22 protein-coding genes are annotated in these 25,415 nt (G+C 73.3%); 15 read left to right on the top strand and 7 right to left on the bottom strand.

Going from position 1 to position 25,415, the window contains the following annotated elements; translation table 11 throughout:
- Positions 1-3 precede the first annotated feature (3 nt).
- From V2S66_RS06230 to V2S66_RS06220, 3 genes are all read right to left on the bottom strand, one after another.
- Positions 4-1,110 (bottom strand): mechanosensitive ion channel family protein, encoded by a 1,107-nt coding sequence (locus V2S66_RS06230; RefSeq protein WP_330793465.1) that lies wholly within the window; start codon positions 1,108-1,110, stop codon positions 4-6.
- 154 nt (positions 1,111-1,264) lie between these two features.
- Positions 1,265-2,059, bottom strand: coding sequence for a thioredoxin domain-containing protein (locus V2S66_RS06225; protein ID WP_330793464.1), 795 nt, complete (start codon positions 2,057-2,059; stop codon positions 1,265-1,267).
- Between the two features lie 51 nt (positions 2,060-2,110).
- Complete coding sequence (locus V2S66_RS06220; protein WP_330793463.1) at positions 2,111-2,764, bottom strand: hypothetical protein; 654 nt, start codon at positions 2,762-2,764, stop codon at positions 2,111-2,113.
- Between the two features lie 334 nt (positions 2,765-3,098).
- On the opposite strand from V2S66_RS06220, the gene dnaE reads away from it, so the two are divergent.
- Positions 3,099-6,662 (top strand): DNA polymerase III subunit alpha, encoded by a 3,564-nt coding sequence (dnaE, locus tag V2S66_RS06215; protein ID WP_330793462.1) that lies wholly within the window; start codon positions 3,099-3,101, stop codon positions 6,660-6,662.
- Positions 6,663-6,763: 101 nt separating this feature from the next.
- On the opposite strand, the gene V2S66_RS06210 is transcribed toward dnaE, so the two are convergent.
- On the bottom strand, positions 6,764-6,943 hold the full coding sequence (locus V2S66_RS06210) for a hypothetical protein (protein WP_330793461.1): 180 nt from the start codon (positions 6,941-6,943) through the stop codon (positions 6,764-6,766).
- 215 nt (positions 6,944-7,158) lie between these two features.
- Here V2S66_RS06210 and V2S66_RS06205 point away from each other — a divergent pair, with 215 nt between their 5' ends.
- From V2S66_RS06205 to V2S66_RS06190, 4 genes are all read left to right on the top strand, one after another.
- The gene (locus V2S66_RS06205; protein WP_330793460.1) at positions 7,159-8,391 is read left to right on the top strand and encodes an NYN domain-containing protein; all 1,233 of its coding nucleotides are present in this window, start codon (positions 7,159-7,161) and stop codon (positions 8,389-8,391) included.
- Between the two features lie 48 nt (positions 8,392-8,439).
- Complete coding sequence (locus tag V2S66_RS06200; protein WP_330793459.1) at positions 8,440-9,486, top strand: ABC transporter ATP-binding protein; 1,047 nt, start codon at positions 8,440-8,442, stop codon at positions 9,484-9,486.
- A 478-nt stretch (positions 9,487-9,964) separates the two neighbouring features.
- Entirely contained in the window at positions 9,965-10,795 is an 831-nt protein-coding gene (locus tag V2S66_RS06195) for an ABC transporter permease (RefSeq protein WP_413966320.1), read from the top strand.
- A gap of 56 nt (positions 10,796-10,851) precedes the next feature.
- Entirely contained in the window at positions 10,852-11,586 is a 735-nt protein-coding gene (locus V2S66_RS06190) for an ABC transporter permease (RefSeq protein ID WP_330793458.1), read from the top strand.
- Between the two features lie 13 nt (positions 11,587-11,599).
- On the opposite strand, the gene ybaK is transcribed toward V2S66_RS06190, so the two are convergent.
- From ybaK to V2S66_RS06175, 3 genes are all read right to left on the bottom strand, one after another.
- Positions 11,600-12,097 carry a Cys-tRNA(Pro) deacylase gene (gene ybaK, locus V2S66_RS06185; RefSeq protein ID WP_330793457.1) on the bottom strand — a complete coding sequence of 166 codons (498 nt, stop codon included), beginning with the start codon at positions 12,095-12,097 and terminating at the stop codon, positions 11,600-11,602.
- Between the two features lie 13 nt (positions 12,098-12,110).
- Positions 12,111-12,827 carry an LON peptidase substrate-binding domain-containing protein gene (locus tag V2S66_RS06180; protein WP_330793456.1) on the bottom strand — a complete coding sequence of 239 codons (717 nt, stop codon included), beginning with the start codon at positions 12,825-12,827 and terminating at the stop codon, positions 12,111-12,113.
- A 95-nt stretch (positions 12,828-12,922) separates the two neighbouring features.
- Positions 12,923-14,602 (bottom strand): oxidoreductase, encoded by a 1,680-nt coding sequence (locus V2S66_RS06175; protein ID WP_413966310.1) that lies wholly within the window; start codon positions 14,600-14,602, stop codon positions 12,923-12,925.
- Between the two features lie 157 nt (positions 14,603-14,759).
- Between V2S66_RS06175 and hisD the strand changes: the two genes are divergently transcribed.
- The 10 genes from hisD (at position 14,760) to V2S66_RS06125 (ending at position 25,415) form a co-directional block, all read left to right on the top strand.
- Positions 14,760-16,073, top strand: coding sequence for a histidinol dehydrogenase (hisD, locus tag V2S66_RS06170; RefSeq protein ID WP_330793455.1), 1,314 nt, complete (start codon positions 14,760-14,762; stop codon positions 16,071-16,073).
- On the top strand, positions 16,070-17,191 hold the full coding sequence (locus V2S66_RS06165; RefSeq protein ID WP_330793454.1) for a histidinol-phosphate transaminase: 1,122 nt from the start codon (positions 16,070-16,072) through the stop codon (positions 17,189-17,191). The genes hisD and V2S66_RS06165 overlap by 4 nt, the downstream gene beginning before the upstream one ends.
- Entirely contained in the window at positions 17,188-17,781 is a 594-nt protein-coding gene (hisB, locus tag V2S66_RS06160) for an imidazoleglycerol-phosphate dehydratase HisB (RefSeq protein ID WP_330793453.1), read from the top strand. The genes V2S66_RS06165 and hisB overlap by 4 nt, the downstream gene beginning before the upstream one ends.
- Positions 17,778-17,930 carry a hypothetical protein gene (locus V2S66_RS06155; RefSeq protein WP_330793452.1) on the top strand — a complete coding sequence of 51 codons (153 nt, stop codon included), beginning with the start codon at positions 17,778-17,780 and terminating at the stop codon, positions 17,928-17,930. The genes hisB and V2S66_RS06155 overlap by 4 nt, the downstream gene beginning before the upstream one ends.
- Positions 17,931-17,941: 11 nt before the next feature.
- Complete coding sequence (hisH, locus tag V2S66_RS06150) at positions 17,942-18,577, top strand: imidazole glycerol phosphate synthase subunit HisH (RefSeq protein WP_330793451.1); 636 nt, start codon at positions 17,942-17,944, stop codon at positions 18,575-18,577.
- Positions 18,578-18,635: 58 nt separating this feature from the next.
- A complete protein-coding gene (gene priA / locus V2S66_RS06145) occupies positions 18,636-19,361 on the top strand; it encodes a bifunctional 1-(5-phosphoribosyl)-5-((5-phosphoribosylamino)methylideneamino)imidazole-4-carboxamide isomerase/phosphoribosylanthranilate isomerase PriA (protein WP_330793450.1) in 726 nt (241 codons plus the stop codon).
- Positions 19,358-19,765: a Rid family hydrolase gene (locus V2S66_RS06140; RefSeq protein WP_330793449.1), complete on the top strand. Its 408-nt coding sequence runs from the start codon at positions 19,358-19,360 to the stop codon at positions 19,763-19,765. The genes priA and V2S66_RS06140 overlap by 4 nt, the downstream gene beginning before the upstream one ends.
- The gene (gene hisF, locus V2S66_RS06135) at positions 19,762-20,517 is read left to right on the top strand and encodes an imidazole glycerol phosphate synthase subunit HisF (protein WP_330793448.1); all 756 of its coding nucleotides are present in this window, start codon (positions 19,762-19,764) and stop codon (positions 20,515-20,517) included. Before V2S66_RS06140 ends, hisF begins: the two co-directional genes overlap by 4 nt.
- A gap of 305 nt (positions 20,518-20,822) precedes the next feature.
- A complete protein-coding gene (locus V2S66_RS06130; RefSeq protein ID WP_330793447.1) occupies positions 20,823-21,068 on the top strand; it encodes a hypothetical protein in 246 nt (81 codons plus the stop codon).
- Positions 21,069-21,398: 330 nt separating this feature from the next.
- Positions 21,399-25,415, top strand: a complete 4,017-nt coding sequence (locus V2S66_RS06125; protein ID WP_330793446.1) for a golvesin C-terminal-like domain-containing protein — start codon at positions 21,399-21,401, stop codon at positions 25,413-25,415.

Genomic DNA, 25,415 nt, shown 5'->3' with positions numbered 1-25,415 from the left:
GCGCTACTGGGGGCCGGGCCCGGGCCCGAGGTGCTCCGGGTTGGGCATCGGCGACGCCTCGCGCTCCCGGTCCTCGTGGCGGCCGGGAGCCGCCGCGGTGCTGATCCGGGGCAGCGCGTACGGGTGCTCGCAGCGCAGCCAGTCGATCAGCTGCTCGCGCACGATGCACCGCAGGTTGAAGATGTCCGAGGCGTCCCGTGCGGTGAGCAGCGCCCGCAGCTGGACGGTGGTGGGAGTGGTGTCGATCACCACCAGCCCCCAGGCGCGGTGGTCCCACTCCGCGGTCTGCTCCAGGATCTCCAGCAGCCGCTTGCGCATCGCGTCGACCGGGACCGCGTGGTCGAGGTGGAAGAAGACCGTGCCGGTCATCCGCGGGTCGCCGCGCGACCAGTTCTCGAACGGCTTGCTGGTGAAGTACGACACCGGCATGGTGATCCGCCGCTCGTCCCAGGTGCGGACGCTCAGATAGGTGAGGGTGATCTCCTCGACCTCGCCCCACTCGCCGTCCACGACCACCGTGTCGCCGATCCTGACCATGTCGCCGAAGGCGATCTGCAGCCCGGCGAAGAGGTTGCTCAGGGTGGACTGCGCGGCGACGCCCGCGACGATGCCGATGATGCCCGCGGAGGCCAGCACGGAGGCGCCGACGGTGCGCATCTCGGGGAAGGTGAAGAGCATCGAGGCGACCGCGATCACGCCGACCACCGCGGTGAAGGACCGCTGGATGAGCGTCAGCTGGGTGCGCAGCCGGCGGATCTTCGGCACGTCGCGGGAGGTGGCCGCGTAGCGGGCGTAGGAGGAGTCGATCGCGGCGGCGGCGACCCGTACCACCAGCCAGGCGGAGGCCGCGATCAGCACCAGGACCAGGGCCTGGCCGATCGCCCCCGCGTGGGCCGGCCACATCCGGGTGGCCCGGTATCCGGCCCGCAGCATCGCCGTGCACACCACCACCTGCAGCGGCAGCCGGCAGCGGCGCAGCAGCCCCCACAGCGGCGTCTCGGGATGGCGTTGGTCGGCCGCCCGCAGCGACCGGTCCACCGTCCAGCCGACGACCAGCGTCAGCAGGACCGCGAAGCCGATCACCAGGACCGGGCGGAGCGCGCTCTCCATCACTCACCTCTCCTCGTCGGGGCGTAGTCCACGGTGCGATGGTCGCGTACCCGAGTGTGGTGTGTGCAGCCCTGTGACGGATCTCGCCCCGCCGCCCCGCGGCGGGGTCCTCGTCGCGGAGGACCCCCGCGGGGCGGCGGGGCGGTCGCGCGGACTACTTCAGCAGCCCCTCGACGGTGCTGGTGAACTGGCCGGAGGCCATGGCCTGCACGTTGTCCACCGCCTTGCCGTCGAGCTTCACCGTCGGCGTGGAGGTGATCCCGTCGGAGTCGAACTGCTTGGCCATGGTCAGCGCCCACTTGTCGTAGGTGCCGTCCTTGACCGCGGTCTGGAACGCCTGGTTGTCCTTGAGCGCCGGAACCTGCTGGGCGGCCTTGATCAAGGTGGCGTCGCTGCCGAAGCCGTCGGTGGTCTCGTCGGGGTGCACGGCCTTGGAGTAGAGCACCTTGTGGTACTGGACGAAGGCGTCCGTCGAGACGTTGAGCGCGGCGCCGAGCGCGCTGAGGGCGTTCTTCGAGCCGTCGCCGCCGCGGTCGTCGATGAAGTCGCCCATCGTGTACGAGATCTGGTACTTGCCGCTCTTGGCGAGCGTCTGCACCTCGTCGCCCGACTGCTGTTCGAAGGCCGCGCAGACCGGGCAGCGCAGGTCCTCGTAGACCTTCAGCACGTGCTTGTTCGTCGCGTCGCCGACGACGATCGAGGTGCCGTCGGTGCCGCTGGAGTGGGCCGGCTCGACGAGCGGCTTGTCGGCCGCGGCCTGCCAGTAGCCGGGCTTGTTGGCCTGGTTGACCGCCACGGCTATGCCGGCGGCCGCGCCGAGCACCACGACGATGCTGACGGCCACCGTGATCTGGCGGCGGACCTTGGCGCGCTTGACCTCCTTCTCGCGCTCGGCGCGCAGCCGCTCGCGCGCGGCTGCCTTGGCGTTCTTGCTGTTCCTGCTGCTCATGGGTGAGGTCTCCGTGGTGATACGGGGGAAGGGGGCTCGTCGGGTGCCGCGTCAGGCGGCGAGGACGGGCGGACCCCGGCGTACCAGGGAGTGCAGCAGCAGGGGGAGCGCGGGAGCGCCCGGCGTGCGGGCGGCGACGGGCCGCGCGGGTGGGCCGGGCACCGACCCGGTCAGCGCGGCGAGCGCCACCAGCAGCGGCCGGAAGACCGCCCGCAGGCTGCGGTGCAGCCACGCCTCGCCGGAGCGCAGCAGCCACCCGGCCACCAGGCCGACGGCGACGTGCGCGGTGAGCAGCAGCCAGGGGCTGACCGGCAGCCGCGCGGCGGAGGCCGCGGTGCGCTCGGCGAGCGAGCCGCCGCCGAAGGAGCCGGCGCCGAACGGGCCCGTGCCTGCGCCGTTCCCGCAGATGATCGCCTCGTGCAGGGACCGCCAGGAGCCGGTCACCGGTCCGCCGCCGGGCCCGTAGCAGGTGTGCTGGCCGGCGTTGAAGAGCGTGTCGGAGGCCAGTTCCAGCGGGATGAGGGCGGCCGCGATGGACACGAAGCCGCGCTCCCGGCCGCCGAGCGCGTAGGCCACGGCGAAGACCGCCAGGGCCACGACGGCGATCACCGGCAGCGGCAGCGGGGTGCGGGAGAGCAGGATGTGCGTGGTGCTGGACATGACGACGCACACCGCGGCGAAGGCCGCCGCTCGCATCGCTCTCATCCCAGGTCCAGCCCGATCCACAGGGTGCAGTGTGCCACGACTCCGGCGGACAGTGTCTGAGGATTCCATGAGACCTTCGCCGCGCTGGGCACCCCGCTCACCTGGGGCGATTCCCCGCCTCGTGACCGCCTGGCGCGGCGCGCGCCCGGTCGTCCCCGGCGGCCAGGGTCAGCCGCCGCGGCGGACCGCCGCCGCGTTGTCGGACCCCGGTCCTAGACTTCACCACGCCGTCCGAGGACCGGCTGCCGGAGGCGTCGCCGCAGGCGCGGGAGCGGGAGCGCGGGGGGCTAGGGTGGAGGTTCTCCCACGCGACTGTCCCGGAGGTGCCTGCCCGGTGGCCGACAGCTTTGTTCACCTGCACAATCACACCGAGTACTCGATGCTCGACGGTGCCCAGCGGTTGAAGCCGATGTTCGCCGAGGTGGCGCGGCAGGGCATGCCGGCCATCGCGATGAGCGACCACGGCAACATGTTCGGGGCGTACGAGTTCCAGCAGGTCGCCAAGGGCTTCGACGCGGTGAAGCCGATCATCGGCATCGAGGCGTACGTGGCGCCCTCCTCGCGCCGCTACCGCAAGCAGGAGTTCTGGGGACCCGGCGGGCAGCGGGCGATGTCGGACGACGGCGAGGGGAGCAAGGACGTCTCCGGCGGCGGCCGGTTCACCCACATGACCATGTGGGCCACCGGGGTCGAGGGGCTGCGGAACCTCTTCTACCTGTCGACGGAAGCCTCGTACACCGGCCAGTTCCCCTCCGGCAAGCCGCGGATGGACATGGAGCTGATCTCCGAGCACTCGGCCGGGATCATCGCGACCACGGGCTGCCCCTCGGGCGCCGTCCAGACCCGGCTGCGGCTGAACCAGTACGACGAGGCGCGCCAGGTCGCCGCCGCCTACCAGGACATCTTCGGCAAGGAGAACTACTTCCTTGAGCTGATGGACCACGGCCTGGACCTGGAGCGCAACGTCCGCGCGGACCTGCTGCGGCTCGCCAAGGACCTGAACATCCCGCTGCTGGCGACCAACGACGCGCACTACGTGCTGGAGGAGCACGCGGACGCGCACGACAACCTGCTGTGCATCGGCGTGGGCAAGAACAAGGACGACCCGAACCGCTTCAAGTTCAACGGCACCGGCTACTACCTCAAGACCGCCGAGCAGATGCGGGAGCTGTTCGCCGAGCTGCCCGAGGCGTGCGACAACACCCTGCTGATCGCGGAGCGCATCGGCTCGTACGACGAGGTCTTCGACCTCAAGGACGAGATGCCGCAGTTCCCCGACGTCCCCGAGGGCGAGACGCAGGAGACGTGGCTGCGCAAGGACGTCGTCAAGGGTCTGGCGATGCGGTACGGCGAGCCGGTCCCCGAGCACGTGATGGAGCGCTTCGAGACCGAGATGAAGGTCATCGGTCCGATGGGCTTCTCCTCCTACTTCCTGGTCGTCGCCGACATCTGCAAGTACGCCCGGGACAACAAGATCCCGGTCGGCCCCGGCCGCGGGTCGGCGACCGGGTCGATCGTCGCCTACGCCACCCGCATCACCGAGCTGTGCCCGATCGAGCACGGTCTGCTCTTCGAGCGGTTCCTCAACCCCGAGCGGATCAACCCCCCCGACGTCGACCTCGACTTCGACGACCGCAAGCGCGACCAGATGGTCCGCTACGTCGTGGACAAGTACGGCGACGAGTTCACCGCGCTGGTGAACACCTTCGGCAAGCTCAAGGCCAAGAACGCGATCAAGGACACCTCACGCATCCTGGGCTATCCCTTCGCGCACGGCGAGCGGATCACCAAGGCGCTGCCGCCGGACGTGATGGGCAAGAGCATCCCCATCGACGGCATCTTCAACTCCGAGCACCCCCGCTACGGGGAGGCCGGCGAGATCCGGACGCTCTACCAGAACGACACGGACGTCAAGCGGGTCGTGGACGGCGCCAAGGGCGTCGAGGGACTGATCCGCAACACCGGTGTGCACGCGGCAGCGGTCATCCTCTCCAAGACGAAGCTGACCGACCGCATCCCGCTGCACATGCGGAAAGACGGCGCGAAGATCACCGGGTTCGACTACCCGTCGTGCGAGAACATGGGCCTGGTCAAGATGGACTTCCTGGGTCTTCGCAACCTGGGCGTCATCGATCAGGCCATCCAGAACGTCCGGGAGAACCGCGGCATCGACCTGTCCACGGAGAACATCCCGCTGGACGACAAGGCCACCTACGCGCTGCTCGCCCGGGGCGACACCTTCGGCGTCTTCCAGCTCGACGGCGGCGGCATGCGCACGCTGCTCAAGCTGATGGAGCCGAGCCGGTTCGAGGACATCGCGGCGGCCCTGGCGCTCTACCGGCCCGGTCCGATGGCGGCGAACGCGCACACCAACTACGCGCACCGCAAGACCGGCCGCCAGTCGATCGACCCGATCCACCCGGAGCTGAAGGACGCGCTGGAGCCGATCCTCGGCAACACCTTCCACCTGCTCATCTACCAAGAGCAGATCATGGCCATCGCCCGGCAGCTCGCCGACTACACCCTGGGCGGCGCCGACCTGCTGCGCCGGGCGATGGGCAAGAAGAAGCCCGAGGTGCTGGCCGCGGAGTGGGAGAAGTTCCACGCCGGCATGGCGGGCAACCACTACTCGGAGGAGTCGATCAAGGCGCTGTGGGACGTCATGCTCCCCTTCTCCGGCTACGCCTTCAACAAGTCGCACACCGCCGGCTACGGACTGGTGTCGTACTGGACGGCGTACCTGAAGGCGAACTTCGCCCCCGAGTACATGGCGGCCCTGCTCACCTCGGTCGGCGACGACAAGGACAAGGCGGCGATCTACCTCGCCGACGCCCGCAAGGGCGGCGTCAACGTGCTGCCGCCGGACGTGAACGCGTCCGTCGCGGAGTTCACCGCCGTCGGCGACGACGTCCGCTTCGGCCTGAAGTCGGTGCGGAACGTGGGGGACGGCGTGATCGAGGCGCTGATCGCGGCGCGCAAGTCCAAGGGCAAGTTCACCGCGTTCCCCGACTTCCTCGACAAGGTCAGCATCCCGGTGCTGAACAAGCGCGCCGTGGAGTCCCTGATCAAGGCGGGGGCGTTCGACTCCCTCGGCCACACCCGGCTGGGCCTGTCCCAGGTCTTCGAGGACGCGGTCGACGCGATCATCCCGGTCAAGAAGGCCGAGGCGTACGGCCAGAACGACCTCTTCGCCGACCTGGGCGGCGGGGACGACGACACCCCGGCGTTCGGGCTGGACTTCGCCATCCCGGAGGCGGAGTGGCCGCGCAAGCAACTCCTCGCCATCGAGCGCGACATGCTGGGCCTGTACGTGTCGGCGCACCCGCTGGACGGCACCGAGCACATCCTGGCCCGCAACCGCGACATCACCGTCGCGGAGCTGCTCGCCTCAGGCCACGAGGGACCGGTCAAGGTCGCCGGGCTGATCACCGGCGTGGAACGGAAGATGACCAAGCAGGGCAACGCCTGGGCGGCCGTCCAGTTCGCCGACCGCGACGCCACGATCGAGGTCTGCTTCTTCCCCGCCAGCTACCAGCTGGTGGGGCACGCCCTGGTCCCGGACAGCGTGGTGTCGATCGCCGGGCGGGCACAGGACCGCGACGGCACGATGAACATCATCGGCTCGGAACTGGCGGAGCTGGACGTCAGTTCGGCGGAGAGCGGCGGAAAGCCGCCCGTCCAGCTGGTCTTCCGCGAGTTCAAGCTGCTGCGCGAGCCCGCGATCAGGGAGCTGAAGCGGATTCTCAGCGCGCACCCCGGCGAGAGCCCGGTGCGGGTGCGGTTGCAGGGACCGGACAAGACCACCGTCTACGAACTGGGCTTCCTGGTCGATCCGATGTCGGTCGCCTCCGACATCAAGGGCTCCTTCGGCGCCGAAGCCTGGCTGGGCGTCGCCTGATCCCCGGCGAGGCGGCGCGGCGGGCCCGCTGACACGAGCGCGGGGGCGCCCCGGAAGGGGTGCCCCCGCGCGTGTGCCGTGGAAGTGCGGGTGTGGCGCGATCAGTTGTGGCCGAACTTCTTCTGCCCCTTGCGCGCGCTCTGCGGCGCGGCCGGCATCACGTGCTGCTCGGTCATGGAGCCGCGCTCCTGCGGCTCCATGACCTGGCTGGACCGCTGGTCGTGCCGCTCGTGCTGGTCGTGCTGCTCGCGCTGGCGGTTCTGGTTCTTGTTCTTAGCCACGATCGTGCCTTCCTAGTGGGGGGATGGTGGCCGATGGGGCCGCCATCAGGCTCGCACGGGAGGACAAAGCGCGCATTTCGGTCAGTTGGCCGGAGAGGGCGGCGGAAAAGCACGGCGACCGCCACGCCGAAGATCGCGTTCGCGTTCATAACCCCCGGTGGTTCGGGCAGACTCGGGGGAAATCCGTGCCGGGGGGCGACCGGAAGAGGTGCAACATGGACCGCTGCGTCGTCCTGGTGGACGCCGGGTACCTGCTGGGCGCAGCGGCGAGCCTGCTGGCCGGTGAGCCCTCGCGTTCCCGCATCCTGGTGGATCATGCCGCCGTGGTCGCTGGCCTGCGAGAACGCGCGGAACTCGAGACCGGTCAGCCGCTGCTGCGGATCTACTGGTTCGACGGCGCACCCGACCGGGTTCCGCAACCCGAGCACCGCAGACTGCGCGTGATGCCCCGGGTGACCGTACGGCTCGGAGCGCTCACCCGGACGGACGGACGCTGGGCGCAGAAGGGCGTCGACGCGGCGATGCACGCCGAGCTGTCCGAGCTGGCCAGGAACCGGGCCTGCGCGGACGTGGTGCTGGTCACCGGCGACGGCGACCTGCTGCCCGGCATGATGTCCGCCAAGGAGCACGGCGTGGCCGTGCACCTGTGGGCGGTGCAGGCCGCGGACGGCGACTACAACCAGTCGGAGGACCTGGTCGCCGAGGCGGACGAGCGGCGGGTCCTCGACCGGGAGTGGATCACCGCGGCGATCCGGGCCAGGGAGGTCGGCGGCGCCTGCGCGCCCCCCGGGCCCAGGCCCGAGATCGGGCCGGACATCGCCGCGATCCTCTCCGCGCCGCTGCCCGAGCCGGGCGCGGCCCCGCCGCCCGCGCAGCCCGGCGAGCCCCACCCGGCGAAGAACGGCTCCGCGCCGGACACCGCGGGCGGGCACACCGCCCACGGCAAGGGCGTGCCCACGCCCAAGGACCTCGCCGGGCTGGGCAGGGTGCACGCGGCGCCGCCGCCCCCGCAGCCCGCGCCCAGCGCCACCCTGCGCTGGTCCTCGGACAAGGGCTGGACCGACCGCGGCAGCGGCGCCGACCAGTCCGACACCAGCGGACTGCCCACCCTCGCCCAGCTCACCAGCGCGGAGCAGCGCTGGGCCGACCGCGAGGCCGACATCACCGCGGTCAGCGGCGACCCCTACGAGGTCGGGCAGGTCTTCGCCCGCCGCTGGATCGCCCGGGTCGCCGAGCCCGCCCAGCGCCAGCAGCTCCCCACCCACTACCCGCGGGTCCCGCACCGCATCGACGGCGAGCTGCTGCGCTACGCGGCCCGGTTCGGGCTGCTCGCGCACAAGGACGACCAGATCGACGAGCACGACCGCTACGCGATCAGGGCGGGCTTCTGGCGGGAGTTCGGCATCCACGAGTCGCCGTCGCCGTCCCCGGGCGCCGCCGCGGACTGAGGGCCGCGGTGAACGGCGGCGCCGGGGAATCGCGTAGGCTCGGGCCTCGTGAGTACGGGCACGGAGGAGACGGCGGCCCCGCAGGCCGCCGGAGCCCGCGAGGCGGTGTGCACCGTGCGCGGACTGGTCAGGACGTATCCGGCAGGGAACGCGCGCCGTCCGCTGCGGCGGCGCGGCGCCGACCCGGCCGGCCTTCCGGTGCGCGCCAGCGACGGCATCGACCTGGACGTCCACCGCGGCGAGCTGTTCGGCATCCTCGGGCCCAACGGCGCCGGCAAGACCACCCTGGTCCGCCAGATCACCGGGCTGCTGCGCCCCGACGCCGGCACCATCGAACTGCTCGGCCACGACCTGGTACGCCACCCCGACCGCGCCTCGCGGCTCATCGGCTACCTCGGCCAGGAGTCGACCGCGCTCGACGAGCTGACCGTGTCGCTGGCCGCCGAGACCACCGGGCGGCTGCGCGGCCTCACCGTGCCGGCCGCCCGCGCCGCCCGCGACCGCGTGCTCGACGAACTCGGCCTCGCGCCGCTCGCCGGCCGCCCGCTGAAGAAGCTCTCCGGCGGCCAGCGCCGGCTCGCCTGCCTGGCCGCCGCCCTGGTCGGCGAGCGCCCCGTGCTGGTGCTGGACGAGCCCACCACCGGCATGGACCCGGTGGCGCGCCGCGCGGTGTGGGCCGCGATCGACCGCCGCCGCACCGAGCAGGGCGTCACCGTGCTGCTGGTCACCCACAACGTCATAGAGGCCGAGACCGTGCTGGACCGCGTCGCGGTGCTCGATCGCGGCAGGGTCATCGCCTGCGACACCCCGGCGGCGCTGCGCGCCCTGGTCGCCGACGAGGTCCGGCTCGACCTGGTGTGGCGCTACGAGGCGCCGGACGCGCTCCCCGCGGTGGCCGCGTTGCGGCCGCTGGCCCAGATCGCCGGCCGCCGCTGGACCCTCCGCCTCCCGCAGGACCGGGCCCGCGCCGCCGTCGCCGAGATCACCGGCGGCCCCGCCTTCGCCGCCCTCGACGACTTCACCCTCGCCGTCCCCAGCCTGGAGGACGTCTACCTGGCGCTCGGCGGCCGCGGCGAAGGACTGATGAAGGCATGACCCTCCCCCCCGCCGCTGCGGCTGGCGCCGCCGGTGCGTTGCGGCTGGCCGCCGGCCGGGCGGGCCGCGTGCCGCGCCCTGCCGGTTCCGCCGCCGGGGCGGGCTGCGGGTGCCCGCGTGCGGGTGCGGCTGGCGCCGCGTCGCTTGGGGGCAGCCCTGCTCGGCGCGCGCCGCGCGGTGCCGGTTCCGCTGGGGCTGGCTGCCGGCTTTCTGCCGGTGCGTTGCGGCTGGCCGCCGGCCGGGCGGGCCGCGTGCCGCGCCCTGCCGGTTCCGCCGCCGGGGCGGGCCGCGGGTGCCCGCGTGCGGGTGCGGCTGGCGCCGCGTCGCCTTCGGGTTGGTCTGTTCGGCGCGCGCCGAACACGGTCGGGGTCGGGTGCCCGCTACCCGTCGGCGCCGGGAGGGCGACGCGTAGCGCGCTCGCCGTGAGGCGCGCGGCGGGAGTCGCGGGCGGTCGCAGGGGAGGGGCACGGTGAGTGTCATCGCACAGGCCGGGGTCGGTCGGGCCGGTCGGCCCGCGGGTGCGGCCGGGAGCGGTGCGGTGCCGGCGGCGCTCGCGCCGAGGGCCCGGATGTGGCCGGCGTTCGCGGCCGTCTACCGGGCGCAGCTCTCGCGCGCCCGGGTCGCCCGCATCCCGCTGCTGTTCGTCGCGACCTTCCAGTCCGTCGGCATCATGATCATGATGCGCGGGGTGGTGCACGCGGGCGCCGGCGAGGCGGCCCGCTCGGTGGTCGCCGGGTCCAGCGTGCTCGTCGTCGCCTTCGTCGCGCTCAACCTGCTCGCGCAGTACTTCGGCCAGCTGCGGGCCTCCGGCGGCCTCGACCACTACGCGACCCTGCCGGTGCCGCCGGCCTCCGTCGTGCTCGGCACGGCGGCCGCGTACGCGTCGTTCACGGTGCCCGGCACGCTGGTCACCGCGCTCGCCGGGTGCGTGCTGTTCCATCTGACCTTGGCCGGGCTGTGGGTGCTGCTGCTGGTGATCCCGCTGGCCGGCGCGGCGCTGTCCGGGCTCGGCGCGGCGCTGGGGCTGCTGGCGCCGCGGCTGGAGATCGCCACCCTCTTCGGCCAGCTCGGCATGTCCGCCGCGCTGCTGCTGGGTGTGCTGCCCGCCTCGCACATGCCCGCGCCGATCGGCTGGGTGCGCGACCTGCTGCCGTCCACGTACGGCGTGGAGGCGTACGCCCGTACCTTCGGCGGTTCAGGGGCGACGCACTGGGCGGCCGTCTTCGGCGACCTGTCGGTGTGCGCGGCGGTCGGCGTGGTGTCGCTGGCCCTGGCCACCTGGGCCTACCGGCGGGCGGCGGTCCGCTGAGCGGGGGCGGCCCGGTCGGTGGCGCGGCTGACAGCCAGACCTGGCACGATGGGCGGGTGACCGCGCCTCTGACTCCGCACGAACAGCCGCCTCACCTGCCCCCGTACCCGGGAGGCGAGGCCGGCTCCGGCGGCGACGAGCACGGCTCCGCGCTGCGCGAGATCGGGCGCGGCGCACTGGTCGCGGTGCTCGTCGCGGTCGTCGGTGTGGCCCTCGGGCTGCTGTGGCTGTGGCTGTCGCCGCGCGTCCCGATGATCTCCGACGGCCAGGCCGTCTACCTCAAGGACACCGAGGGCGAGGAGGCGGTCGGCGGCGACGGCACCTTCGTGTGGATCGCCGCGATCCTCGGGGTGGTCACCGCGGCGCTGGTCTTCTGGCGGTACCGCAAGGGCGGCGTGGCCGTCGTCCTGGGCCTCGCGGCGGGCGGCGTGCTCGCCTCGGTCATCGGCTGGCGGCTCGGCGTGGCGCTCGGTCCGACCACGGACATCGTGGCGCACGCGAAGGCCGTCGGGCCGAAGAAGGTCTTCGACGGGCCGCTGGAGCTGCGGGCCAAGAGTGCGCTGGTCGTCTGGTCGGCGGCGGCGATGCTCGCGCACCTCTGCCTGACCGCGGCCTTCGGGCCGCGCGAGCCGGCGGAGGCGCCCCCGCTGCCGTACTGGGGGCAGCAGCCCCCGCCGTCCGGCCCGTCCCCGTACGGCCCGTCGCCCTCCGGCCAGCCCCCGTACGGCCCGGCGCCCGGCCCGGCGTCTGGGCCGCAGCCCGGCGGGCCGTCCTCGCCGCCGCCTGCCTGACCGCGCCGCGCGGCTACCGGCGGGCGATCGGCGCGACCGCCGCGCCCGTCAGCTCGACCAGGGTCCCGGGCGCCAGCTCGACCTCCAGGCCGCGCCGGCCCGCGGAGACGAACACCGTCGCGAAGCCGGCCGCCGACGCGTCGACCACCGTGGGCAGCGCCTTGCGCTGGCCCAGCGGGGAGATGCCGCCGCGGACGTAGCCGGTGGTGCGCTCGGCGGCCGCCGGGTCGGCCATCGCCGCCCGCTTGCCGCCCGCCGCGGCCGCCAGCGACTTCAGGTCGAGCGACGCCGACACCGGCACCACGGCGACGGTCAGCGCGCCGTCCACCTCGGCCACCAGGGTCTTGAAGACCCGGTCGGGGGAGGTGCCGAGGGCGTGCGCGGCCTCCTCGCCGTAGGACAGCTCGGAGCCCGGGTCGTGTGCGTAGGCGTGGACGGAGAAGGCCGCCCCGGCCTTCTCCAGGACCACCGTCGCGGGCGTGCCGCCGGCGCCGCGGGACTTCTTCGGCATGCGCGGGCCCGTCTCAGTTCGCGCAGATCGGCTGGTGGGTCAGCTCCACCGCGGGCAGCGACGGCAGCTTGTCGATGATCGAGCTCTCCCGCCGCAGCAGCCGCAGCTCCGCGGCCAGCCGGCCGGCCGCGTCGGGGGTCTCCAGCAGCGCCTGCTTCTCCGGCGTCCCCGCGATCATCGCCGCCGCGACCAGGTACGACAGCACGGTCGGGTCGTCGGGGAACTCCTGCCCGGACAGGGACCGCTCCCGCGCCCCGGCGAGCCGCTTCTGGTAGGTGCCGAAGTGCCGGACCACCTCGGCGGCCAGCGCGCCCGCCCCCGCGCCGACCTCCTCCGGGACCTCCTCGATCTCCGCGGTGAGGTACGGCCCGGTGGCATCCACCGACAGCAGCCGGAACCGGATCACGCCGGTCGCCACCAGTTCGTAGCCGCCGCCGTCACGCTCGGCGATGCCCGCCGCGTCGGCGATGCAGCCGTAGCCGTGCAGCGCGGCCATCGGGTCGTCGCCGAGGCCGGCCAGCGGGCCGGTGTCCCGGCCGTCCTGGCCGGTCGGCGCCACGTCCTGGCCGTTCTTGATGGCGACCACCGCGAACCGTCGCGGCGCCTCCTCGGGAAGCGCCAGCAGATCCCCGACGAGAGCGCGGTACCGCTCCTCGAAGACGTTCAGCGGGAGGACCAGGCCGGGGAACAGCGCCGAACTGAGCGGGAAGAGCGGAAGGCGATCGGTCACAGTGAGCCAGGGTACGGGCAGGGCGGCCCCTTTCGTCACCCACTGTGCGCACTCCGCCCGGTCGGCAGGGTCCGCAGGCGCCCCGGCGGCGGCCGTCACGACCCGCGGCGCAGCAGCCGGGACGCGCCCGCTGCGGCCGTCGTCGCCAGCACCCAGCCCAGCAGGATCAGCCCGGAGGCCACCCACTGGCCGGCGCCCGCCTCCCGCCACGCGTTGTCCTGCCCCAGGTCGATCACCGGCAGCAGCAGGTCGAGGGCGTAGAGCGCCGGGTTCCAGTGCGGCACGTACCCGCTGTCCGACGGGTGCGGCACCGGGTGCACCGCGAAGTACGTCGCGCCGATCGCCCACAGCACCGCCATCCACACCGCGGCCCGGCCCGGCCGGTAGCCGTATCCGACGGTGACGTCCTGCAGCCAGCCCCAGATCCGGCCGGCCGGCGGCAGCGTCTCGCGTCTGCGGCGCTGCCTGGCCAGCTGCACCTCCCGCGCCTCGGCGTCCTCCCCGCCGGCCCGCAGCGCCGCCGCCAGCCGCTCGTACGGCTCCGGCCGGAACTCCGGGGTGGCCGCGTGCAGCCAGGCGATCCTGGCCCGCAGCGGGAACTCCTCCAGCGGCGTCAGCCCCTCGTACACGAAGCCGCGCAGCGACAGCCGGCCGGACTCCGGCCAGCTGTCGGGGGCGTCGACGAGCTTGCCGACGCGCGCGCCGGCCAGCGAGACCGTGCCGTCCGGGGGGGTGCCGGGCACGAAGCGCAGCTCGGGGGTCTGGATGCGGCGCAGCGACAGCTGCTGGTCGCCGGTCAGCCGGAAGTCGGAGCGGGTGACGATGACCGCGTTGCCGAAGCGGCCGTCGTCCAGCCGCAGCCCGCCCTCGCACACGAAGTCCCGGGTGGCGGAGCCCGGCGGCGGCCGGGTGTCGCCCGCGCCGCCCTCCATGGCGTTCCACCCGGCGGTCAGGTACAGGGTGTGCTCGACCTGGACGCGCGCGGCGTTCAGCGCGTACCGCCCGTGCGGGTTGTGCAGCGCGCTGCCGCGCAGGCTCAGCCGGCCGCCGATCCGGGCGCTGCGCAGGCTGAACTCCCCGGTGACGTCGATCAGTTCCGCGTCGAGGTCCTGGCCGACCTGCAGCCCGTCGGCGGCCACCGCGCGGCCCGCCCGGTCGCGGCGCACGGTCAGCTGGTTGAGCAGCAGGTCGGTGCCGATCTGCGCGTCGGTGAGCCGTATGCCGCCGGGGATCAGGCACTGCGGCAGGTGCAGGTCGCCGGTGACCGTGAGGCGGGCGGCCTCCAGCCGGGGGATCAGGCAGCGCACCAGCCGCATGCTGCCGGCCCGGCACTCCTGCATCATCAGCTGCTCGTCGAAGCGGCAGTCGTCGAGCTGGAGGTACGGCGTGATGATGCCGCCGGAGAGCATCAGCCGGCCGCTGATCCGCACCCCGGCGAGCTTCAGCGCGGCGACCCGGCCCGGCTGCGGCGGCGGCGGGTTCAGCAGCAGCTCCGCGACGGCCTGGGCGCGCACCGTGCGCTCCGCCGGCCACGCCGGGCCCTCCAGCGCGTCGTCGGCGGCCGCCGGCGGCCCCGAGCGCCTGCTGCGGCCGCCGCGGACTCCGGTGGAGCCGCCGTCGTAGTCCGCGCCGACCCGCAGGTCGCAGGTGCGGCCGGCCCGGAAGAGCCACCACATGCGCCGCTCGGGCGCCGTCCAGTCGTCCGGCGGCGCGTGCCGCTCTCCGCGCCCGCCCGGCGGCGCCGCGCCCCCGCCGCTCCCGTCGCGCTCGGCCATCTCGACCTCCCCGTGGCTCCCGCCGCAGCCGCGCGGCGGATCGCGCCGCCACGCTAGCGTGTTCGACGCCGGGACCTGCCGCATCGCCGAATGTGGCCCGTATCACGGACTGGGACTCGGGAACGCCCCCCATGCCCGGGTCTCTACACTTGGCATCGTGATCTCCCGAATCGATCTGCGCGGCGCCGCCTTCCCGGAGGGCGGCATCGACCGCGACCTGCTGCCCCGAGCCGAGTTCGACGTGGAGGCCGCGCTGGAGGCGGTGCGGCCGATCTGCGAGGACGTGCGCCATCGCGGCACCGCGGCGGTCGTCGAGTACGGGGAGCGGTTCGACGGGGTGCGCCTGGAGCGGCTCAGGGTCCCCGAGCAGGCCGTCGCCGACGCGCTGGCCGCCCTGGACCCGCAGGTGCGGGCCGCCCTGGAGGAGTCGATCCGGCGCGCCAGGATCGTCCACCGCGAGCAGCGCCGCACCGACGTGACCACGCAGGTCGTGCCCGGCGGCACCGTCACCGAGCGGTGGGTCCCGGTCCAGCGGGTCGGGCTGTACGTGCCGGGCGGCCTCGCGGTCTACCCGTCCTCCGTGGTGATGAACGTGGTGCCCGCGCAGGAGGCCGGCGTCGAGGGCATCGCGGTGGCCTCACCGCCGCAGCGCGAGTTCGGCGGCCTGCCGCACCCCACCATCCTCGCCGCCTGCGCCCTGCTCGGCGTGCCCGAGGTGTACGCCGCCGGCGGCGCCCAGGCGATCGCGATGTTCGCCTACGGCACCGAGGAGTGCCGCCCGGTGAACCTCGTCACCGGCCCCGGCAACATCTACGTGGCCGCGGCCAAGCGCCTGCTCAAGGGCCGGATCGGGATCGACGCCGAGGCCGGGCCCACCGAGATCGCGGTGCTCGCCGACGCCACCGCCGACCCCGCCTTCGTCGCCGCCGACCTGATCAGCCAGGCCGAGCACGACACGCTGGCCGCCGCCGTGCTGGTGACCACCTCGCCGGAGCTGGCCGACGCGGTGGACCGGGAGCTGGCCGTCCAGGTCGGCGCCGCCAAGCACCACGAGCGGATCGCCACCGCGCTGGCCGGACGGCAGTCGGCGACGGTGCTCGTCGACACCGTCGAGCAGGGCCTCGCCGTGGTGGACGCCTACGGCGCCGAGCACCTGGAGATCCACACCGCGCAGCCCGCCGACGTCGCCGCCCGGGTGCGCAACGCCGGCGCGGTCTTCGTCGGCCCGCACGCCCCCGTCTCGCTCGGCGACTACTGCGCCGGGTCCAACCACGTGCTGCCCACCGGCGGCTGCGCCTGCCACTCCTCGGGCCTGTCGGTGCAGTCGTTCCTGCGCGGCATCCACGTGGTCGACTACTCGCGCGAGGCGCTGGCCGAGGTCGCCCACCACGTGGTGGCGCTCGCCGAGGCCGAGGACCTGCCGGCGCACGGCACCGCGGTCTCCCGCCGCTTCGACGGAGGCCGGCCGTGACGCGCATCGACGACCTGCCGATCCGCGACGAACTGCGCGGCCAGTCCCCGTACGGCGCCCCGCAGCTCGACGTGGCGGTGCGGCTGAACACCAACGAGAACCCGTACCCGCTGCCCGAGCCGCTGGTGGCCAGGATCGCCGAGCGGGTCGCGGTGGCGGCCCGGCAGCTGAACCGCTATCCGGACCGGGACGCGGTCGAGCTGCGCACCGAGCTGGCCGCCTACCTGAGCCGCACCGCGGGCCACCGCGTCGGCACCGGCCAGGTGTGGGCCGCCAACGGCTCCAACGAGGTCATCCAGCAGCTGCTGCAGACCTTCGGCGGTCCCGGCCGCAGCGCGATCGGCTTCGAGCCCTCGTACTCGATGCACGCACTGATCTCCCGCGGCACCGGCACCGGCTGGATCTCCGGGCCGCGCCGCGACGACTTCACCGTCGACGTGGCCGCCGCGACCCGGGAGATCGCCGCCCGGCGGCCCGAGGTGGTCTTCGTCTGCTCGCCGAACAACCCCACCGGCACCGCGGTCGCCGCCGACACCGTCGTCGCGCTGTACGAGGCCGCGCAGGCCGCGCGTCCTTCGCTGGTCGTGGTCGACGAGGCGTACGGGGAGTTCTCGCACCGGCCGTCGCTGCTGCCGCTGATCGAGGGCCGGCCGAACCTGGTGCTGACCCGCACCATGTCCAAGGCGTTCGGCGCGGCCGGGCTGCGGCTCGGCTATCTCGCCGCCGACCCCGCGGTGGTCGACGCGGTGCAGCTCGTGCGGCTGCCGTACCACCTGTCCGCGGTCACCCAGGCGACCGCGCTGGCCGCGCTGGAGTACACCGACACGCTGCTCGGCTACGTCGAGCAGCTGAAGGCCGAACGCGACCGGCAGGTCGCCGAGCTGCGGGCGATCGGCTACGAGGTCACCGAGTCCGACGCCAACTTCGTGCAGTTCGGGCGGTTCGCCGACAGCCACGCGGCGTGGCAGGCGATCCTCGACCGCGGCGTGCTGGTCCGGGACAACGGCGTGCCCGGCCGGCTGCGCGTGTCGACCGGCACGCCCGCGGAGAACGACGCGTTCCTGGACGCCGCCAGGACCGTGTACAAGGAGCACCAGCTTTCCGAGGAGTCCGTATGACCCGCGTGGGACGCGTCGAGCGCACCACCAAGGAGACCTCCGTCGTCGTCGAGATCGACCTCGACGGCACCGGGCAGGTCTCGGTGTCCACGGGCGTGGGCTTCTACGACCACATGCTCGACCAGCTGGGCCGGCACGGCCTGTTCGACCTCAGTGTGAAGACCGAGGGCGACCTGCACATCGACACCCACCACACCATCGAGGACACCGCCCTCGCGCTCGGCGCCGCCTTCCGGCAGGCGCTCGGCGACAAGGTCGGCATCTACCGCTTCGGCAACTGCACGGTCCCGCTGGACGAGTCGCTCGCCCAGGTCACCGTCGACCTCTCCGGCCGCCCCTACCTCGTGCACACCGAGCCCGAGCAGATGGCGCCGATGATCGGAAGCTACGACACCACGATGACCCGGCACATCCTGGAGTCCTTCGTGGCGCAGGCGCAGATCGCGCTGCACGTCCACGTGCCGTACGGGCGCAACGCACACCACATCGTGGAGTGCCAGTTCAAGGCGCTGGCCCGGGCGCTGCGTTACGCGAGCGAGCGCGACCCGCGCGCCGCGGGAATCCTGCCGTCGACGAAGGGCGCGCTGTGAACAAGGGGTCATCCCTCTTCATCCTCCTCGGGCTGTTCCTGGCCGGAGGGGTCTACTCCTTCTGGAAGCAGAAGCAGTCCAGGAGCATCATCGCGGTGCTGGCGATCGGGTCCGTGATGGCCCTCGCGGCCGGCTTCCTGCAGCTCTGAGGAGGCACGGCATGACGAAGAAGGTCGTCGTCCTCGACTACGGGTTCGGCAACGTCCGCTCGGTGGAGCGCGCGCTGGCCAGGCTCGGCGCCGAGGTCGAGATCACCGCCGACTACGACCGCGCGATGGCCGCCGACGGGCTGCTGGTGCCCGGCGTGGGCGCGTTCGCCGCGTGCATGGCCGGCCTGAAGGGCGTGCGCGGCGACTGGATCGTGGGCCGCCGGCTGTCCGGCGGCCGGCCGGTGATGGGCATCTGCGTGGGCATGCAGATCCTGTTCGCCCGCGGCATCGAGCACGGCGTGCGGACCGAGGGCCTGGACGAGTGGCCGGGCACGGTCGAGCCGCTGCGCGCCCCGGTGGTCCCGCACATGGGCTGGAACACCGTCAAGGCACCGGAGGACTCACGGCAGTTCGCCGGCCTCGACGAGGACACCCGCTACTACTTCGTGCACTCCTACGCGGTCCGCGACTGGGCCATGGAGACGCACCACGCGAGCATCCGCGCCCCCCGGGTCGCCTGGACCACGCACGGCGAGCCCTTCGTCGCCGCGGTCGAGAACGGCGCCCTGTGGGCCACCCAGTTCCACCCCGAGAAGTCCGGTGAAGCGGGCGCCCAGCTGCTCACCAACTGGCTCGGCACCCTCTGAGATCCCGGCCCGCCCCTTTCCGGCCCGCCCCCTTCCCGACCGAGGAACCCGCATCCCGATGAGCAAGCTCGAACTCCTCCCCGCAGTCGACGTCCGCGACGGCCAGGCGGTCCGTCTGGTGCACGGCGAGTCCGGCTCCGAGACGTCCTACGGCGACCCGCGTGCGGCCGCCCTCGCCTGGCAGCAGGCGGGCGCGCAGTGGCTGCACCTGGTGGACCTCGACGCGGCCTTCGGCACCGGGGACAACCGGCGGCTGATCGGCGAGGTGGCCCGTTCGATGGACATCCGGGTGGAGCTGTCCGGCGGCATCCGGGACGACGACACGCTCGCCGCCGCGCTGGCCACCGGCTGCACCCGGGTCAACCTGGGCACCGCCGCGCTGGAGACCCCGGAGTGGGTCGCCAAGGCCATCGCCGAGCACGGCGACCGGATCGCTGTCGGACTGGACGTGCGCGGCACCACCCTGCGCGGCCGCGGCTGGACCCGCGACGGCGGCGACCTGTACGAGACGCTGGCCCGGCTGGACTCCGAGGGCTGCGCCCGTTACGTCGTCACCGACATCGCCAAGGACGGTACGCTGCAAGGTCCCAACCTCGACCTGCTGCGCCACGTGTGTGCGGCCACCGACCGACCGGTGGTGGCCTCCGGCGGCGTCTCCAGCCTGGACGACCTGCGGGCGATCGCCGCGCTGGTGCCCGAAGGTGTGGAAGGCGCGATCGTCGGAAAGGCGCTCTACGCCGAGGCGTTCACTCTCGAAGAAGCCCTGGAGGCAGTGTCACGATGACCCCGAGCCCGGAGGTACGCCGTGAGAGGTCGGACAGCCCGTGGGAAGAGGCGATCGGCGCCGCGCGGGCGGTGGCGGCCGGCGACCGGGTGATAGTCGCCGGGACCAAGCCGGCGCCCGACCGGATCGCGCCCGGCGACGACGAGCCGTACCAGCAGACGCTGAGCGCCTTCAGGACGGCACTGGACGCGCTCGAACCGTTCGGCCTCGGCGCGGACAGCGTGATCCGCACCCGCATCTACCTCAGCCACGCGCGCGACGCCGACGAGGTCGGCCGCGCGCACCGGGAGCTGTTCGGCGCGGCCCGGCCGGTCACCACGATGGTGCTGGTCGCCGGGTTCGTCGACTCGCGGGTGCTGGTCGAGGTGGAGATCGAGGCGTACCGGGGAGAGGGCGGCAGATGACGCTGGCGGTCCGAGTGATCCCCTGCCTGGACGTGGACGCCGGGCGGGTGGTCAAGGGCGTCAACTTCCGGAACCTGCGCGACGCGGGCGACCCGGTGGAGATGGCCAAGCTCTACGACGCCGAGGGCGCCGACGAGTTGACCTTCCTGGACATCACCGCCTCCTCGGGCGACCGGGAGACCACGTACGACGTGGTGCGGCGCACCGCGGAGCAGGTCTTCATCCCGCTGACCGTCGGCGGCGGGGTGCGCAGCGCCGAGGACGTGGACCGGCTGTTGCGGGCCGGCGCGGACAAGGTGGGCGTCAACACCGCGGCGATCGCCCGGCCCGAGCTGATCCGGGAGATCGCCGAGCGCTTCGGCAGCCAGGTGCTGGTGCTGTCGGTGGACGCGCGGCGCGCCGCGGACGGGTCCTTCGAGGTCACCACGCACGGCGGCCGCCGCGGCACCGGCATCGACGCGGTCGCGTGGGCGCACCAGGCCGCGGAGTTGGGCGCCGGCGAGATCCTGGTCAACTCGATGGACGCGGACGGCACCAAGGACGGCTACGACACCGAGATGATCGGCGCGGTACGGCAGCACGTGACCGTCCCGGTGATCGCCTCCGGCGGCGCGGGCCGGCTCGACGACTTCGCGCCCGCGGTCGCGGCGGGCGCCGACGCGGTGCTCGCCGCCTCGGTCTTCCACTTCGGCGACCTGCGGATCGGCGAGGTCAAGTCGGCGCTGCGGGGGGCAGGACACCCGGTCAGGTAGCGCCTGCCGCCCGGCCCTGTGGGGCGGCGTCGGCGGGCGTCGGCGCCGCCTCCGGCCGCCGCGTGCGGAGCGGCACCGCCGGTTCGGGCGCGGGCGGCGACTCCGCGGCGCGCGGCGCCGGACGGTCCAGCCGGTGCGGCCGCGCCCCGTCCGGCCCGCCGTCGTGCAGCGGCGGCCCGCGCTCCGCGGGCGTGAAGCCGTCGATCACCCACCTGCACCCCGCCGGGGGGCGGCCGCACCGCCCGCCCGCACTCCACGCAGAACACTCCGGCTCCCGGCCGCCTGCCGGCGGGTTCAGCGCCGTGATGAGCCTGACCGGGTTCGGCCTCGCGCCGCCGGCCCACCCGCTGTTCGGCGCGGCGGTGGCGGCGGCGGGACCGGCGCCGGTCTTCCTGGCCAGCGCCGGGCTGGGCGCCTGCGGCGGTGTCGCCGGCCTGCTCGTCCCGGCCGTGCGCACCGCCCGGCTCGCCCGTCCGGCCGGCGCGAAGGCACGCGCTCCCGCTCCCGCGGCCGCGCCCGCACCGCGCGGCACCAGGACGGCCAAGGCGTGATCCCGGCAATCCCCGGTAAGCCACAGTAATCCCCGGCAATCCCCGGTAATCCCCGGGAGGGGGGCGCAAATACGCCAGCGTCCGCTCGCGCAAAGGACGTTGACATGAATCCGAGGCCGATGGTTCCCTCTGGTGCGCATTGCTTCGAACTCCGTGGAACAGGCGTCGTGGCTGGCACAACGCCAAGTCAGGACCGGGTGGTTCGGATGAGGGGCGGTTGATGCGAAGCCGTCCGAATCCGGTCGATGTGGCCCACATCGATGAGGCGGAGCACTGAAGCGCGGATCCGGAAAACAGAGGGGGAGCATGAAAGTCAGGAAACGCCTGAGGGTGACGCTGGCGGCCGCCGCGGCGGCCGCCACCGTCGCGGCGCTCGGCCAGCTGACCCCGGCGTGGGCGCAGCAGCCCGCCGGGGCGCCGACGCAGGACACGACGTCGCCGGCGACCGCCGGCCAGGACGGCGGGGCGTCGCGCACCCGGGTCGCGAACCCCGACGCGTCCCTGGCCAAGGGGTGGCGGACCTCGCGGGACCGTGCCGTCAGCGTGGTGGGCGACGCGCAGGGACTGCACGTCCTGGTCGCCGACAGCACGCAGGCCTACCAGTGGCGCCAGGCCGCGCTGCTGCGCGAGCAGGGATTCGACGCGGACGCGTGGATCGGCAACGCGTGCGTCACCGGATCGGGCGCCCGCGCCGTCGTGGTCTACGCCCCGCGCACCTTCACCAACGACCAGCAGCTCTTCGACCGCGGCGCCTTCGCCGCGGTCGTGGACCTCGACAAGGGCACCGTCACCAAGCTCGGCGTGAACGTCTCGCTCGCGTACTTCAATCCGGGCTGCGGGACCGGCGAGACGGCGGTGCTCAGCCAGGCCGCTGACATCGAGCAGGGGAAGACGCGCCTGCTGCGCCTCGACACCGCGAAGGCGGCGATCACCGCGCGGACCGAGGTGCCCGGCGAGGTCACCTCCGCGGTGCCGGTGGCCGACGGGACGGTGGCCGCCGCGGGGAACCGGCTGCTGCACATCTCCCCGGCCGGTGCGCGCCGCACCCTCGCCACCGCCGTGTCCACGCCCTTCCGGCTGCACCCGGACGCGGGCGGCGGCGTCGACTTCCTGACGAGCGACGGCAAGCAGGCCGACGTCCGGCGCGTGGCCGGCGGCCGGAACGTCCGGCTGGCGCACGGCGCGCTCGGCGCGGTGGGCCTCCAGGCGGGAACGGCCGGGCGGGTCTTCGTGACCGGCGCCGCCACCAGGGACGCCGCCCTGCCGGCGGCCGTCAGCGCGGTGACCGCCGATCCGCAGGCGACGGTCTCCTCGCAGGGGCAGCTCGTCGTCGACCAGGCTGTCTCCGCCGGCCTGGCCTCGCACGTCGCCTCGCCGCTCAGCGACCAGGAGAGCGCGTCCCCCGACCTGGACATCACGGCGCACGCCGTCGCGACCGGCGCGAAGTTCTCCTTCCAGCTGGCTGCGACCGGCGGCGGCGCCGCGGCCGAGCGCCCCTCGCCCGCGCTGGGCGGAGCGGTCGCACCGGCCGGCGCCCCCACCGGCGGCTCCGCCAAGACCGCCACCGCCAAGACCGCCACCGCCGAGTCCGGCACCGCCAAGGCGCTGGCCGCGCAGGCCGCCTCCGACGCCACCTCGACCGTCGACGCCGACCACATCTGCGCCGTCCCCCGCAACGACCCCGCGCAGCAGGCGCTGCAGCCCACCCCGAACCAGGTCGAGTGGGCGGTGGACATGGCGATCCGCGGCGACCTGACGAGCGGCTGGCTCACCCAGGGCGGATGGCGCGCGCAGGACGGGCTCGGCTCCTCGGTGGCGCCGTCCACCATGTTCCCGATGCCGGCGCTGACCGGCGCGGCCGCCGGGGCCCGGATACCGGCCCAGGTGCTGCTGGGCATCCTGGCCCAGGAGTCCAACCTGTGGGAGGCGTCCTTCCACTCGCTGCCCGGCCAGACCGGCAACCCGCTGGTCGGCAACTACTACGGCACCAACATCTACCCGGGCACCACCGGGTACGACCCCAGCCGGATCTGGGTGGTCGACTGGAGCAAGCACGACTGCGGCTACGGCCTGGGCCAGCAGACCGACGGCATGTCGCTGGACCAGGACCCGTCCAAGCCGCCGGGCCTGCCGGCCGCCCAGCAGCGGGCGATCGCGCTGGACTACGCGTCCAACATCGCCATCGCCGCGCAGACGCTCGCCAAGAAGTGGAACGAGCTGCACACCGCCGGGCAGACCATCAAGATCAACGACGACGACCCGCAGTACCTGGAGAACTGGTTCGCCGCCGCCTGGAACTACAACCTCGGCTTCAACCCGCCCGGCACGGACGCCGGCAACTGGGGTCTCGGCTGGGCCAACAACCCGGCGAACCCCAAGTACCCCAAGGACCGCTTCGCCTTCCTCGACACCGGCTACGCGGACGCCGCGCACCCGCAGAACTGGCCGTACGAGGAGAAGGTGATGGGCTGGGCCGCGTACCCGATCGACACCGGCCGCTCCTACAGCGACAGCGGGGTGCAGGACAGCGGCAACACGCACGGCTACCAGGCGGCCTGGTGGTCCGACGCGAGCGCGCGCACCCGGGTCAAGCCGGCCCTGAGCACCTTCTGCAACAGCAACAACGGCTGCGACTCGGGCAATCCCCCGGACTGCGGCACCGCGGCCTGCTACACCCCGTACTGGTACCACTCGGACGCCTCCTGGAAGACCTGCTCCCTGGAGTGCGGCCACGAGACGCTCACGTACAAGACGCTGCGCGTCGAACCCGGCCGGGGCAACAGCGAGACGCCCGACTGCACCACCAGCGGCCTGCCGTCGAACGCGCTGGTGATCGACGACGTTGCCACCTCCGTCCCGACGATGCGCACCGACTGCGGCAAGTCCTGGACCGACTCCGGCTCCCTGACCTGGCAGTTCGAGCCCACCGCGGGAACGCCCACCACCTATGAGGGCAAGGAGGACTTCCACCAGGTCGGCGGCGGCTTCGGCGGGCACTTCTGGTTCAGCCACACCCGCAACCCGAGCGGGCAGTTCATGCCGCAGATGAAGGTCACCGGCACCTGGACGCTGAGCCAGACCGTCAACGGGTGGGCCCGCGTCATGGTCCACCTGCCGTCCACCGGCGCGGAGACCCAGCAGGCGCACTACCGGATCTACGGCATCAGCGGCGGCCCGGCCGGCGGCTTCGACCGGTACGTCAACCAGAGCAGGAACAGCAACGCCTGGGTCTCGCTCGGCGTCTACCACTTCGCCGGCACGCCGAAGGTCAGCCTCAGCAACGAGACGTACGACGGCAGCGCCGACGACGACGTCGCCTGGGACGCGCTGGCGGTGCAGCCGCTGCCCGGCAAGCCGCAGCACATCGTCGCCTCGCTCGGCGACTCCTACTCCTCGGGAGAGGGCGCAGGGAACTACTTCCCGGAGAGCGACCAGGACCACGGCACCAGCACCTGGAACGCGTGCTCGCGCAGCAAGGACGCCTGGCCCCGCAAGCTCGTGCTGCCCGGTGAGACGGCGTCGCTCGGCTCGCTCAGCGACTCCTGGAGCACCGGCGCGGAACTCGGCTTCGTCGCCTGCTCCGGGGCCAAGACCTGGAACGTCGAGCAGTTCTCGGACAGCAACGGCGAGGGCAGCCACCCCATCGACTGGGACGACAGGACCGCGAACAGCCCGGCCGACGGGCAGTTCCACGAGATGAACCAGATCGACTCGGGCGTCCTGGACGGCGACACCACGCTGGTGACGCTGTCCATCGGCGGCAACGACGACAACGCCTTCACCGACGCGGTGATGGCCTGCGCGATCCCGCCCACCGACTGCGGCGGCGACGACTTCCTGGCCACCTACGAGGGGAAGATCGACGCCGACCAGGTCAACATCAAGAAGACCATGCAGCAGATCAGGGCGAAGGCGCCGCACGCCCGGATCATGCTGGTGGTGTACCCGCGGCCGCTGAGCCTCTCCCTGACCTGCGACGCCGCCGTGGGCGCGATCGGCTCCGACCCGGACACGCTCGCCCAACTCGCCGACTACATGGACGGCCAGGACCAGGACACCGTCAACACCCTGGCCATCGACACCAACGACTCCAAGATGCAGGAGGTCAGCCCGATCAGCTTCTTCGCGGACCACGGGGTGTGCGACAGTGACGCCTGGATCAAGGGGCTGAGCATCGGCCCGAACAGCCAGGGCGACTTCCACGCGGGCGACCCCAACGCGTCGTGCGTGTGGAAGTTCGACACCTGCGTGAGCCGGGAGTCCTTCCACCCCAACGGCTCCGGCACCAGCGGCTACGCCGTCGTGGTGGAGGAGGCCCTCAACCAGGACGGCTACACAGGAGGATGA

This window comes from Actinacidiphila polyblastidii (assembly GCF_036353415.1).
GTDB classification, from domain to species: Bacteria; Actinomycetota; Actinomycetes; order Streptomycetales; family Streptomycetaceae; genus Actinacidiphila; species Actinacidiphila polyblastidii.
The sequence above is the reverse complement of the archived record's forward strand: the minus strand, read 5'-3'. Positions and strand labels throughout refer to the sequence as shown.

Excerpts from the sequence above, each read along its gene's own strand:
- ybaK (WP_330793457.1), bottom strand. The coding sequence starts at position 12,097 with ATGCCGAAGAAGTCCCGCGGCGCCGGCGGCACGCCCGCGACGGTGGTC.
- V2S66_RS06220 (WP_330793463.1), bottom strand. The coding sequence starts at position 2,764 with ATGAGAGCGATGCGAGCGGCGGCCTTCGCCGCGGTGTGCGTCGTCATG.
- V2S66_RS06225 (WP_330793464.1), bottom strand. The coding sequence starts at position 2,059 with ATGAGCAGCAGGAACAGCAAGAACGCCAAGGCAGCCGCGCGCGAGCGG.
- hisH (WP_330793451.1), top strand. The coding sequence starts at position 17,942 with ATGACGAAGAAGGTCGTCGTCCTCGACTACGGGTTCGGCAACGTCCGC.
- V2S66_RS06130 (WP_330793447.1), top strand. The coding sequence starts at position 20,823 with ATGAGCCTGACCGGGTTCGGCCTCGCGCCGCCGGCCCACCCGCTGTTC.
- priA (WP_330793450.1), top strand. The coding sequence starts at position 18,636 with ATGAGCAAGCTCGAACTCCTCCCCGCAGTCGACGTCCGCGACGGCCAG.
- hisF (WP_330793448.1), top strand. The coding sequence starts at position 19,762 with ATGACGCTGGCGGTCCGAGTGATCCCCTGCCTGGACGTGGACGCCGGG.
- V2S66_RS06175 (WP_413966310.1), bottom strand. The coding sequence starts at position 14,602 with ATGGCCGAGCGCGACGGGAGCGGCGGGGGCGCGGCGCCGCCGGGCGGG.
- V2S66_RS06205 (WP_330793460.1), top strand. The coding sequence starts at position 7,159 with ATGGACCGCTGCGTCGTCCTGGTGGACGCCGGGTACCTGCTGGGCGCA.
- hisB (WP_330793453.1), top strand. The coding sequence starts at position 17,188 with ATGACCCGCGTGGGACGCGTCGAGCGCACCACCAAGGAGACCTCCGTC.
- V2S66_RS06230 (WP_330793465.1), bottom strand. The coding sequence starts at position 1,110 with ATGGAGAGCGCGCTCCGCCCGGTCCTGGTGATCGGCTTCGCGGTCCTG.
- V2S66_RS06140 (WP_330793449.1), top strand. The coding sequence starts at position 19,358 with ATGACCCCGAGCCCGGAGGTACGCCGTGAGAGGTCGGACAGCCCGTGG.